We start from the raw sequence: 12547 nt of genomic DNA, 5'->3' as shown, positions 1-12547 counted from the left end.
ATCCCGGAGAACCGCTGTCCACCCACCCGGAAAAGTACCGTCCGCCAACCTGGAGACCATCTGTCCGCCCACCCGGAGTTCCCGATGACCGTTGACAGGGAACCTTGCGCGTCCCAGTCACGCGCCCTTCCCCCCGTGTGCCAGTCCAGTGTCTGGAGTTCATCTGGACGGGGCGTACCCAGATTCAGCGCCTCCCGTCGGGGGCCTGAGGCACTGAACCGGGATTCTGCGGACGAATTTTGACGTGCATCGAGGGTAGGCTTGTGTTCTCCTGCCCAGGTACTGATTCGTGGTCCTGCAAGGCGTTGGCACTCTTTGCATATGGTGATGGCCCATTCTCGGCCTGTGTCGGATATCCAGCATCCAAATATAGCTTGATAAAAAGGGCCAACGCCGATGAGTGTGCTGTAGGCGGCGCTTGCGTTGCGCGGCACGAAATGCAGCTGAGTAAGAGGCGGGTCTTCCGACCCTACGGCCCAGCGATCGTGGCCATATTGACCGTCAACTGCGATGCGTGCTGCCACGTCAGTAACTCCCGTGCTAGACATTTCCACGTTAATGCACCAGAGAAGATCCCAAGAGCAGGATTGTCACGCGTTGTACTTCTCTCTGTGCGTGGTGCTATAGAATCAAAAAGTGCATGAAATGCACAAGTCAAAAAGTGCATGTCATGCATTTTTACACCGAATGGGGTAATGCGAGTGGCAAAAGCGTCCCTGCGTGGTCGTCGCCTCGCGAGAGCGATAATTAAGATTCGCGAAGATGCGCAGTTGATGGTTTCTGAAGCGGCGGAGCTCGCGGGATTTTCTCAATCCAAGCTGACTCGGATCGAAAATCTGAAGATTGGTATCAAGGCGGAGGATGTCGCGACCTTCTGCGATGCCTTAGAGGTGCCATCCGACGTGAAGAGTGCTCTCATCAGACTTGCTGGCAGGGCTAAGGGGCGGCGCGACTGGTGGGTGCCTTATGCCAAGGTTCTTGGTGACGGCATCGGATGGATGGAGCTAGAAGCCGATGCGGTCAGAGCTTACTCATTCACTAATGATGTCGTGCCTGGCTTGTTGCAAACGGAGGCATACTGCACCGCGATGATTCGGATGATCAACACTCGTAACTCGGGTGAAGACATTGAGAAACGTGTCGCCGCGCGCATGAAGCGCCAAGAGCGCCTAAAAGACAGTTCTTTGCAATTGTGGTCGATCATCGACGAACCGGCGCTTCGACGGCCGATGGGAGGTCATGATGTGATGGCTGAGCAAATCGACCATATAATCGAAATGGCACGGCTTCCCCATGTGTCGATTCAAGCGCTTACAGCTAGCACTCATTCTGCTATCGGAGTTCCGTTCCACATGTTTTTGCTGGACGACGGTTTGGGTGTCGTTGCCTTAGATGATCTTTTTGGTGGCACGTTTTTGGATGACGACGGTGTCTTTGCTGGCTATATGGACACATGGAACCAGCTCACGGCTGCCGCGTTACCCTTCGATCACTCGATTGAGCTACTGGAGACTCTCTCGAGAGACCATAGGAGCACTAGCAATGAATCACGATCCACCAATACGGAGAGAATGGAGGAAGAGCACGCGAAGCGGAAGTAATCCCTCTTGCGTGGAAGTCTCGCACCTCTCCGACAGTGTGGCTGTGCGAGACTCAAAGAGTCCGTACAGTGGAAATATTTCGTTTACACAACAAGCTTTCGAGGCTTTTCTTAGGTTCATCAAAGACGAATAGCTACAGTTGTATGCGTGTAATTATCCATGGCGCGACACTACTACCGCGTCTCGTTACTCGAAACAGGTGACGACAGGTCACCTGTCCCACGAGTGTTCTTCTGCAAAGCGATCACAGGTCGGTAGTGTTTTGTCTGGGTAGGACGAGCGGGCATTCCAGAAGGTGTGCCCGCTTTTTGATGCCGCCGGTGGGGTCAGGCTGTCGGGGTCGTGGTGTGGCCAGTGCCAGCCTGGGGGTAGATCGGCCGTGTTGTCGATTTGGTCGGCCCGTTTGCCATGCCTTTGTGCTGCTGTTTGCTCCCGGTGGAGACGGGTTTGGATGTCGGCGACGGTGGGCCGGGGTGGGTGCCGTCGTTTGTGGTGTGTGTAGAGGGCGAGGGTCAGGGTGTAGAGGATGGCTGGGCCTGCGGTGATGGCGAGGTAGAGCGCGAGTCTGCCCCAATGCACCGCTGCTCCCTTTGCTCCTTTGTGTGTGGTGGTGGGCGTGGGTGGCCGGCGAACCGAAGATGGCGCCGCCGCGGTGGAGGTCCGACGGACGGCGTCCCCGGTTCGGTTCACCGGCCCGGGTCCTGGCCGCCTGTGCAGTGGGCGGGAAAGGCGACCGGGGCCCGTGTCGTTGACTGTGGCCGGGCACGGGTGTGTGGGGAGAGGCCCGCGGGCTATCGGCTCGGGGACATGCGCGGTGCGGCTTGGGCGAGATGGATTGCCGGGGATACATCGCGGGGGTTCGGCCGAACGGTGTAGCCGGTGATGGGCGGGGCTTATCAGCTTGGCTGATCGGGGCGCGTTTGGGTGCTCTACATTGCGCCGGTGTGTGGTTACGGTGGGTGGAGCATTGATGCATCCGCGTCTAGTCGGGCTGGGTGAAGAGGGTGGTCGGGCATGAACACCGCCGGTGCGGGTCGGGGCGGGGTGGACCCTGCGATCTGGCGGGAGCCAGCCATGCGGGCCGCGTTGGCGGTGCGGGATATGGGGGCGGTGTTTGCGCTGCTCAAACGGCATGGGATCAGCCAACGCCGCATCGCCGGGTTGACCGACCAGGCGCAACCGGAGGTGTCGGAGATCCTGCGGGGCCGTCAGGTGATGGCCTACGACCTGCTGTCACGAATCGCGGATGGGCTCGGGATTCCGCGGGGTCTGATGGGGTTGGCCTACGAGCAGGGTGTGGCGGAGGCGGGGCTAGCGGGTGGTGCGGGTGGTGTGGCTTCCTGGGTGGGGATGGGAAACCTGGGGGGTGAAGGAGGACCGGACGTGGAACGACGCGGGTTCATTACGTTGGCAGCGAAAGCAGCAATCGTCGGGTTGAGCGCCGCGGAACTGGGACAGCTGACCACCCCGCGAGCGGTAGCAGCCCCAGCGACGGTGACGGGAACCGTAACCGGGCGGGACGTAGCCAGTGTGGAGTCCGCGGTCCGCTTCTATCGCGCCCAGGACGACGCTTGCGGTGGCGGGGCGGTCCTCGCCGCGGTATCGGGACAGCTGAACTGGGCAGTTAGCCTGCTGCACGCACCGGTCGCGGACGAGGTGCGTCGGCGGTTGCTGCTGGCGGTCGCGGACCTGCACTCGGTGGCCGGCTGGGTCGCCTTCGACACCGGTGATCACACCACCGCCAACCGCTACCTGGTGACTGCGTTGGCGATGGCGAAAGACGCCGAGGAACCCGCCCTGCGTGCAAAGATCTTGTTCCAGATGGGCCGAGTGTTCCTGCACCGCGGCGACGCGGATGGCGCGTTGAAGATGTTCCAGCTGGGCCAAGCCGCCGCCCAAGACGCCGACTCGCCACGCGCGCTGGCCCTGCTCCATCTCAACAGCGGCTGGGCCTACGCAGAACTCGGCAAAGCACAGCAAGTTGGGTCGTTGTTAGCGCGAGCAGAGGATGAGATGGGCCGCGACCCCGGCCCTGCCAGCACCCCAACGTGGTTGGGATTCATGGGCCAAGCCGAAATCGATGGCATCTCTGCCATGGCCTGGAACGCCCTCGCCGCCCACGACCGCAGCTACGCTGACAAGGCCCTGCTGCATGCCACCCGCTCGTACGAACAGCGCCCGGACACCGACGCCCGCTCCCGCGCCTCAGACCTAGTGACCGTGGCGGCCAACCAGCTGCGCGCCGGCAACGTCGACGCCGGACTCACCGCGGCCCACGCGGCGCTGCCGCAGGTGGAGGCCGTGCACTCGACCCGGCTGAACGACCGGCTCGAGTGGATCAGCCAAGCCGCAGCCCTATACCCCGACAACAACGACACCCGACAGCTCGTCCAGCACATCAGTACCCAACGAGCCACCGCCAGCCGCACGACGTAGCGGAAACCGAACCTGAGGTTCGCTGCGGGTTCAACCCTTCTTGTGGGGCGGGTCATCATGCAGCCACGATGGGCGCTGGATACCGTACTGCTCATGCAGGTAACGCCACACGGCGTTCAGCGCTCGTCGTTCCTGCGCGCGCAGCTTGTCGCGCCGCCTGCTCAGCGCGGTGGTGACCTGGAGCGCGGTGAAGAACCCGATGACGAACAAGCCGCTCCCGACTAGCAGCCACAGCGGTCCCGGAACAGCGATAGCCGACGTACTCATGCCTGTGGTCCCTTCACGAACCGAACACTTTCGGAAGGGAGCGCTCCCGATGACCAGGATGACCGACGACTACGGTCCGGCACGTGCCCAGCTCCAGGGACTTCTTCCGCACTGCCACTCCAGGCGCTGACCAGCACAAACATCGCGATCTAAGGTGACAATCCCTTAGCTTTGGGTAGCAAGGCAGTGCGCTGCGCTGTATGAGCTATAGATCCGTCGCCGAAGCCATGGTGGAGGGGCTATGACGGTGAGCACGCGATCCGATCGCTAGCACTCTGCATACTGCAAGGTCACCGGTCCCGCAGAAAGATGCCTTGGCAGGGCTGTGCTCTCAAGTAAGTCACTGCCAAATAACTACGTGCGGTCTACAGTCGTTTCAAGACTTGGCTATATGAGGTTCTAGATAAGTAGTCAATCCAGATGCGCCCGCCCAGATTAAAAATCCGAGCAGGCGAAGAATCCTGTGTAGTGATTTAAGGAAAGGTGATTCGGTTTTTCATGCGGCGATAATGGTGACCTAAATCAGCGACGACAAATTATTGCAGACTTTCGATTAGGGGCCTCTCGTGTAGAGGGTCGGGACACATCGCATATTAGCCGGAGGTGAAGCTGCCGCATACGGCCAGATGAGCGGTGGGCAGGGCCGGACCGACTTTCCAAGGCTGGCTGAGTGGCGTGGGAGAGCTTCGCGTCCCGGTGGCGGCGGGAGGTCGGGTTCATTGGCGAAGCTCGTGTCCGAACCACTGTCTGATCACTAACGCTGGGTGTGTGATGTGTTGAGCCCGGCGGGGGTATCCGCGGATGCTGCTTCAGTCGACATGCTCATGCTGCCTACCTTTTCACGATGCGAAGATTTCCGAAGGGAGTGATCCTGACAACCAAGATGACCGACGACCACGGTGCGGAAACCCGCCCGGTGTCAGGACTTTTTCACGGCTACCTGCGGACTCTGACCAGCACAAACGTCGCCACGCACCGCGATCGCTCTCTAGCTGTGGGTAGCAATGTGGTGCGTCGCACCGTACGATCGGTGGCTCAGTCGCCTGAGCCGTGGTGGAGGGGCAATGACGACATGTACGCGACGCGACAGTGCGCAGAGTGCGGCGCACAGCTACGGCGCCGCTGAGACGCGCACCGGCGAAGCGCACCCCGCTCGATCGTCTTTGGGATTGCGACCTGATGAGTTGCATTCTGTGCGAAGTGCGTCGCATGAAAAGAATGGCTTCTATAGCGAGGAAGTGGTGATGCGTGATGCGACTAACGTTAATCGGCGGGGATGAAAACTCGCACCCGGAGGGTTCGCCTACCATTTATCGCACGGATCGCGAATCGTGGGTAGTGCAAGGATGGGATGTCACAGACCAGGAAGCACTCGCGCAGATGAACATCCCGACCGGTGAATCCTGCGTGGAAATTCCAGACAGGATGATTAAGTTCTTCACACAGGGGTGACAGTGGCATCAATCAGCGAAGATCAGTTTAAAACGATGGTACGTAATTTTGAACGAAAAGCTGAGCATTTAGAAACCCGCGACGCTTACGGGACTGCGGTGGAGCTACCGCACATGGCTAGGTGGCTGGCTGGAGAACCGGACGACCTGGCTTGGTTGGATAATTGGTGCTCTGCGGTACGTGCGAATGTTTCCGCAGGAAAATCAATACGGCGTGCGAAGATTGTGTCCGAGCCGCTCTCTGATTATCAACGCTGGTCGCACGACATTGAGTATCCGATAGTTGATGCGGGTGAGGAGATCGGTTGGATTCCGCGTCGATTAGTGTCCTCGATAGGGATTCCAGGTAATGACTACTATCTGCTGGATGATCGTTTGGTGATCTTCCTTCATTACGCTGGAAGCGGCTTAAATGTAGATTTCGTAACCTCCTCTGACCCTGTTGATATTCAGCTATGCCGAAACGCATTTGAAGCGGTATGGAAGCTGTCTATTCCGCACCATGACTACAACCCTCTTCCAACTGAAACCCTTCCAAATAGCTAGGGAGTGAAAGCGAGGTGCGGTTGGAAGGGGGTGGCACAAAAGCACAACGCGACCAGCTCCGCCGACAACTTCTTGCTGACGGACACAGCTATGAGGAGATAGCTTCAGAGATGCGAGGCCGTTGGGGTTTTCGGCCCCGCGCAGCTTGGCGACATGCCTATGGGTGGACTCAAGGTGAAGTAGCTGCCCGTTATAATCGAGCTACTAATGACTCTAACGCTCCTATGAGCGACAAACGCATCAGCGATTATGAGACATGGCCTGTTGGCGGTGTTAAGCCTACCCTCGGGGTCTTGCACGTGCTCGCGGCCGTGTATAACTCGACACCCGCACAGCTCATTGATTACCGTGATGAGCAGGCATTTAACAGTCAGGAACGGGCAGCAATCCAAGCGGCTCGTTCGTTTTCTAGCGGTTCGTCCTCGGCGCAGCCGGCTGCGGCAGCGCCGAACTCCGCTCAAGTGCTAGCACCTGCAGAAATAGCACGTGGTGATGTACTGCTTCACCCTTCGCCACCACCTGCCAGCTCAACACCACATCTCCTTCCTGGCGAAATACAAGCATTCGTGAATCGTGTTATTGCTCTTGAGCGTTTAGATGCAGTTTTCGCCGAATATCAACGTGACCCGCACGCGCCTGGTCTGGTCCTCATTAGCGGCACCGCTGGCGTAGGAAAAACGTCGTTGGCTGTTCACTGGGCACATCGGGTACACAATCAGTTTTCTAAAGGGTCGTTGTATGTCGACCTGCGTGGCTATGGTCCGTACTCTCCAGCGCAACCTATGGATGTCCTAGGACGATTCATGCGTGCGCTAGGTATACCTGTAGCAGACATAGCTCTGGACATCGACGATCGTGTGGATCAATACCGTAGCCTCGTTGCCGGGCGAAAGATCTTGATCATCCTCGATAATGCTGCCACGGTCACGCAAGTGCGGCCACTGCTTCCTGGTGTTAGCGGTCCGCTGGTTCTGATCACGAGTCGGAACTTGCTGTCTGGCCTTGCAGCGAGGGACGGAGCGCTACGACTGCCGCTAAATCTTTTGACAGAGTCCGAATCCGTTGACCTTCTGATGGCAACAATCCGTGACTATCGTCCTGTTGATCACGCTGACGATGTTGCCCAGCTAGCGCGACTGTGTGCTCGCCTGCCGCTGGCATTGCGTATTGCCGCAGAGCGAGCTGCTGCTCGGCCGATGATGCCACTCGATGAACTGATCGCCGACTTGCGCGAAGAGTCCTCCCTGTGGGACGCCCTCTCGCTTGAAGATGAGGACGAGGCTAATAGAGTACGCAGCGTGTTTAGCTGGTCGTATCGAGCTTTGCCCCCTGATGCAGCAAGGCTGTTCCGCCTGTTGGGTGTGCATCCGGGACAGGATATCAGCGTTGATGGCGCCTCTGCGTTATGCGCACAACCGGCACGAACAACGCGGCGTTTGCTGGATCACTTGGTTGGGACACACCTGCTCGAACGAACCGGGCCGGACCGCTACCAATTCCATGATCTCCTCCGGGCGTACGCTGGCGACCAAGCTCAACACGTTGAGCGAAGCGAATCATATTTAGCATTAGTACGGATTTTGACATGGTATCTCCATACAGCAGCCGCGGTGGTTGCTGCTACGCAAACTTTCTTTCCAGCGATTCCACTGAAGTCGCCGGAGGAGAACATCGCCCCACTGGCCTTTGCGTCCGCAACTGAAGCGACTTCTTGGTACCTCAATGAGGCTGAGAATATCCGATCCGCTGCGACCGCAGCAGCCTCTCACAGCCTCGACACGATCGCGTGGCAGTTTCCGGCTGTGTTGATGCCGATCCATGTTGTCCGCAACTCTTTCGATGACTGGTTTGCATTGGGGCGTATTGGAATTGATGCTGCTCGTCGCCTCCACAACCGCCACGCCGAGGCGTGGATGCTTTCGACGCTGGGGTTTGCTTACAGTCAATCCGGGCAGAATGTAAAGGCGGGACAGTATCTAGGGGAGGCGATTCTTGGACATCAAGAAACCGGGGACTATTTTGGAGAGATAAATTGCGTGAGCGCATTAGGTTGGGTCTATCTACGTACCAGAAATCTTCCCCGAGCTATCCAGTATTTCGGGCAGGCCGAGGGACTCGCTCGTCGCCATGACGACCCTCGTTGGCGGCATGTTTGCTTGTCGAATACAGCTACGGCGCAACTGGAAGCGGGGAATCTGGAGGTTGCTGCCGAATACGCTCAACAGGCTCTAGTGGTGATGCGTAGAATGCGTGCCGATAAGCGACTTGAGTTCGACAAGCTTCTAAATCTCGCTCGGACGCATCGTGAACGTAACCAACCTGGTGACGCTGCCCAATACCTTGCTGAAGCTATTTTGGTGGCGGATGAGACTAGTGGTTCATTTCAGGCTCGTGCACTGCTAGAGGAAGGTCATCAACACTACTCAGGTGGTCGTCTTGAAGATGCTATGACCGTGTATCAAAAGGCGTCAGCGTTGTTTCGAGAGCTACCGGATCGGGTCGGTGAAGCCCAAATTTTCGACGCAGTGGGACGCATATATAGAGAAACAGGCAGAGTGGAGCAAGCTCTCGAGTTTCATGGCCGCGCAGCAGTCATATTCGAAAAACTCAATCGAACTTTCGACCAAGCGACCGCATTGGAACATGTTGCTAGAGCTCACGATATCCTTGGAGACCATGGGCAATCCCAAACGTGCTGGGTTGAAGCCTTGGACTTGCTGGCAGGATTCGATGATCCGAGAGCTATCGCTCTAAAGGAATTAATTCAGCGTGCGCTCAATGGGGTAGTTGGTCAGCAGTGATGGCGAATGCATAACTCAGATCAGGTCGCAGTCCTCGCTCGATTTTGTTGACCGGGCGATCCATGTCTTCTTCCCTCGTAGTGCATGTTGGCTGATGTTAATAGTGGTTATGTCGAACATGGAAAAATCGAGTGGGCGGTGAACAGCACTTTGCATAGTCGGGTGTCCTGCTGTCTCGTGCCCGATGGTGATGGGGATGGCGACACCGACTATCACGGTTAGGTCGCTGCTTAAGCGATGGGGCGGGGTCGTTCACGTGGCGTTGGCGATTACATGCTCGTGTCGGACCGTGGGTCTGTCCTGTTGGTAGGTGCCAACTGGTCGTTTGGTGTGTGGCGGGTGCGGTTCGGGTTGTACCCGCGTGCTCGGAATCCTGGTATGGCGGTGAGGCATTTTCGCAGGGAGTCGGCGCCTGCGCGCATCGCGTCGGCTCCGCCTTGTGTGTGCAGGTGGCGTAGGAAGCGCAGGATCATCGCGAGGCAGGCGATGGGGGCTATCGCGGCGGCGCTGGTGATGAGGGCAAGGCTGGTCACGGCTTCTCCATGGCGAAGTAAGCCGTCGTCCTGAGCAGTGACGGTCTGTCCTGTTGGGGACAAGAGACCCTTCCCGTTTCGGCTCAGGGTCGTCATAGGTGTGGGGGCACCTAGCGGACGCGAAACGGTGGAAGGTGGGCTGCGTTGTTCGAGCTGACAGTCGCCGGGCTCTCTAAGGATACCGCTCATCTCGAAGAGCTACTTCGTCGGTCGACGCCACTAGCGGGAACGGCGGTGTTGAGCCCCGTGGGCTCCTGCTGGCTGGGTAGTTGTGATCTCTTCGACGGTGTTTGTCCTGGTCAGTGGCCGGAGTCAGTGGTCTTGAAGATCCTCAGCGATGGGGCTCTGCGGTGGGGTGTGGATGGGCAGGCTGTGAGTCGTTGGTAATGGACGTACTCACGGTGGAGGTCGCAACGATGTCGCTGTCTCGATGTGGCATGTGGAGGGTGGGCAAGTCCCGCAGGTGGGTAGTTGGTCGCGGTCAGGCGAGACGGTCACCTGATCTCGACTGTCGTGACTGGCCTCGACGTCGGCCGGGTGCGTGTTCTTGCGAGCTGACGCCTGTGTCGGTGCGGTCGTCTCGGTGGGTGCGTGTCGGCGTGACGTCGTGGGTGGTGCTGGTCACAGCGCTGGTCTGGATTGGTGACGCGCTGGGGTGGTTGTGGTGCGCGGATGGGTGTTGGTGGGTCAGGCTGGGAGGGATGGCTGCGGCACGTGGTGGTGCGCTGGCCGGGGTGTTCGGGAATTCGGTGTGGCTGGGTGTTGGGGTGCGTGGTGCGCGTGGGGTGACGTGAGGTGGCGGCGTGGGTGGATGAGTTTGAGGACCCGGATGCGGAGGGGCTGCTGGATGAGGTGGTGGAGCAGATGAGCGAGCAGGAGTTTTTGAGGCTGATAGCGGAGCGGTTGGCGGCGATTACTGCTCGGTTGAATCGGAGTGATCGTCGTCTGCGGGAGAACGATGATGGTGGTGAAGCTCCGCGCGGAGGGTAGCGACGTCGCGTTCGAGGGTGGTGATGCGCTCGACGAGTTGGTCGTAGTCGCTGGTGCGGCGGAGTAGGTGGTCCAGGGTCGCGAGGATTTCAGTGCGCCCGGTGGGGTCAGTGGCTGCGGGATCGGGCTCGGGGTTGGGGGGCAGGGCGCGCACGATGCTGCGTTTTTTGGGCCAGGTGGTGATGAATCCTTGCTCGCGCAGGATTTTGAAGGCTCGTTGGATGACGCGGTCGGACACGCCGTATTCGGTGACGAGGTCGCGGACGGCGGGTAGTTGGTCGCCTTCGGTGTAGTCGCCGCGGAGGATGGCGTCGCGGATTTTGGCCGCGATGTGGACATACAACTGGGTGGTGTCGTTGCTGTCCGGGGTCCCCTCGCTCATGTGCTCAGGGTAGCGGGTGTGTGCCAGGCGTCCTATCGATGTCGCTGCACCCCAACCCGGTCTGTCGCAACTGTAGTATCTGTAGTTGACAAATCGACGACAGATACTACAGTTGGTGGGGTCAGATGGTTCCGGTCGACAGGACGGAGGGAGTGGGGTGAAGGACCTTTCGATCAACTTGGCTGCGTATCGGCTGATGGTGACCGAGGAGCCCGCGGTGAAGATGCGTGAGCTTGAGGATGGCTCGAGTGAGCCGGTCACGAATCAGGAGGGTGAGGTGCAGTTCGTGGTCACGCTCTTCGTGAAGCCCAAGGCTCTGCCTGGTCGCCGTCAGGGTAAGGGCGAGGAGATCCGGGTGAACTTGCCGGCGGATCCGGGTGAGGGGTTCGTGCCGGGGACGTATGTCGAACTGATCTCTCCGGTGTTGAATTCCTATGCGATCGCGGACCAGAAGAATCCGGGGCTGATCGCCGCGGCGGGCAACTGGTTTAAGGCCGAGGGTTTGAAGCCGGTGTCTGGCGTGTCCTCCTCGGCCGATCTCTCCGGCGACTTGCAGTAAAACAGTGCGCCGCCCTGCCGGCGGTGGACGTTGTGGCGCACACGCGTGGTGCGCGTGATGTTTGACAAATACAGAGTGGGTACAGCCATGCCAAAAACCGGCCGCCCAGACGGCGGTCGGGTTGGTTATGTCGCGTTGAGACATACAGGTCGAGGCGGCAGAAAACATATGACACCAGCAAAAACCATGCGAACAACTGTCTAGTGTGGACGGTTGTGTGTTGTTGTGGGGAGGGAGGCGAAGGGTGACGCTGGAGGAGTTCAACGAGATGCACATCAGCATGTGTGAGGTGGGTTCGTTGCTGCGGCGGGTCATGGACATCGTGGCCTATGTGACACCGATTTTCGAGCGGGTCATGGGTGAGCGTGTGCGACGAATCGACGACCTTGATGTCGACGTGTCGAATGCCCATTTCGGGGTCAGCAAGCTGGTGGCATGGGCGGAAGACGAGTGGGCGGCGACTCAGTTGAGGATGCCCCGCACGTCGTGAGGTGACACAGGACGAAAGGCACGGACAGGAGGTGGTGTATGGCGATCGAGGTGCGCGATGAGGTGATGTCCACAGAGACCGGGTTACACACGGCGCTGCGGGTGGAGCGGTGGGTGGTGTCGTGGCTACCGGGGCGACTGTTGGACCGCAGCGAGGCGACCACAGCGTTGCTGTTGGCCGACATCTATGACGGCCACCCCGCGCCGGGTTCGGCGTGGTGGCTGGTCGCACGGGACTACGAGCACGCGCTGGGATTGGACGAGCGGCACCGTCCGCATCCCCCAGCCGGTTCCGCGGGGCAGGGAAAGGAGGTGAGTACAGGAGGTGGCAAACGCACGATTGGTAGCCGAAACGCTGGGCACGTTGGCTGACACGAAGGCCATGGTGGACCGGTTGAGGTTGCCCCTGTGAACCGGTCACCCTGATCCCAGACGCTGGTCTGGGGAAGGATGTCCCTGTGTCACGTTCGTCGAAGTATCCGGAGCAGTTCC

General features: G+C 59.2%; 10 protein-coding genes. 8 read left to right on the top strand and 2 right to left on the bottom strand.

Annotated features, from left to right (window positions below; genetic code table 11):
• Positions 1 to 701 precede the first annotated feature (701 nt).
• The 3 genes from ABD256_RS43495 to ABD256_RS43485 all read left to right on the top strand — a co-directional run bounded on the left by ABD256_RS43495 (position 702) and on the right by ABD256_RS43485 (position 4037).
• Complete coding sequence (locus ABD256_RS43495) at positions 702 to 1601, top strand: helix-turn-helix domain-containing protein (RefSeq protein ID WP_344432173.1); 900 nt, start codon at positions 702 to 704, stop codon at positions 1599 to 1601.
• Complete coding sequence (locus tag ABD256_RS43490) at positions 1543 to 1734, top strand: DUF397 domain-containing protein (protein ID WP_344432171.1); 192 nt, start codon at positions 1543 to 1545, stop codon at positions 1732 to 1734. The genes ABD256_RS43495 and ABD256_RS43490 overlap by 59 nt, the downstream gene beginning before the upstream one ends.
• Before the next feature lie 881 nt (positions 1735 to 2615).
• The gene (locus ABD256_RS43485) at positions 2616 to 4037 is read left to right on the top strand and encodes an NsdA family TPR-like regulatory protein (protein ID WP_344432169.1); all 1422 of its coding nucleotides are present in this window, start codon (positions 2616 to 2618) and stop codon (positions 4035 to 4037) included.
• A gap of 30 nt (positions 4038 to 4067) precedes the next feature.
• Here the strand turns inward: ABD256_RS43485 and ABD256_RS43480 are convergent, their stop codons facing one another.
• Complete coding sequence (locus ABD256_RS43480) at positions 4068 to 4304, bottom strand: hypothetical protein (RefSeq protein ID WP_344432167.1); 237 nt, start codon at positions 4302 to 4304, stop codon at positions 4068 to 4070.
• A gap of 1454 nt (positions 4305 to 5758) precedes the next feature.
• Between ABD256_RS43480 and ABD256_RS43475 the strand changes: the two genes are divergently transcribed.
• Together ABD256_RS43475 and ABD256_RS43470 are read left to right on the top strand one after the other, a co-directional pair.
• Positions 5759 to 6301 (top strand): DUF6879 family protein, encoded by a 543-nt coding sequence (locus ABD256_RS43475; RefSeq protein ID WP_344432165.1) that lies wholly within the window; start codon positions 5759 to 5761, stop codon positions 6299 to 6301.
• Positions 6302 to 6525: 224 nt separating this feature from the next.
• Positions 6526 to 9102, top strand: a complete 2577-nt coding sequence (locus tag ABD256_RS43470; protein WP_344432163.1) for an ATP-binding protein — start codon at positions 6526 to 6528, stop codon at positions 9100 to 9102.
• Between the two features lie 1446 nt (positions 9103 to 10548).
• Here ABD256_RS43470 and ABD256_RS43465 read toward each other — a convergent pair.
• Entirely contained in the window at positions 10549 to 11007 is a 459-nt protein-coding gene (locus ABD256_RS43465; RefSeq protein ID WP_344432161.1) for a GntR family transcriptional regulator, read from the bottom strand.
• A 157-nt stretch (positions 11008 to 11164) separates the two neighbouring features.
• On the opposite strand from ABD256_RS43465, the gene ABD256_RS43460 reads away from it, so the two are divergent.
• The 3 genes from ABD256_RS43460 (at position 11165) to ABD256_RS43450 (ending at position 12427) form a co-directional block, all read left to right on the top strand.
• Positions 11165 to 11566 carry a hypothetical protein gene (locus ABD256_RS43460; RefSeq protein WP_344432159.1) on the top strand — a complete coding sequence of 134 codons (402 nt, stop codon included), beginning with the start codon at positions 11165 to 11167 and terminating at the stop codon, positions 11564 to 11566.
• 244 nt (positions 11567 to 11810) lie between these two features.
• Positions 11811 to 12056 (top strand): hypothetical protein, encoded by a 246-nt coding sequence (locus tag ABD256_RS43455; RefSeq protein WP_344432157.1) that lies wholly within the window; start codon positions 11811 to 11813, stop codon positions 12054 to 12056.
• A 38-nt stretch (positions 12057 to 12094) separates the two neighbouring features.
• On the top strand, positions 12095 to 12427 hold the full coding sequence (locus ABD256_RS43450) for a hypothetical protein (protein WP_344432155.1): 333 nt from the start codon (positions 12095 to 12097) through the stop codon (positions 12425 to 12427).
• Positions 12428 to 12547: the final 120 nt, after the last annotated feature.

Origin of the sequence: Amycolatopsis minnesotensis, assembly GCF_039529815.1 — a bacterium.
Lineage (GTDB): Bacteria > Actinomycetota > Actinomycetes > Mycobacteriales > Pseudonocardiaceae > Amycolatopsis > Amycolatopsis minnesotensis.
This window is presented reverse-complemented; position numbering and strand designations above follow the sequence as displayed.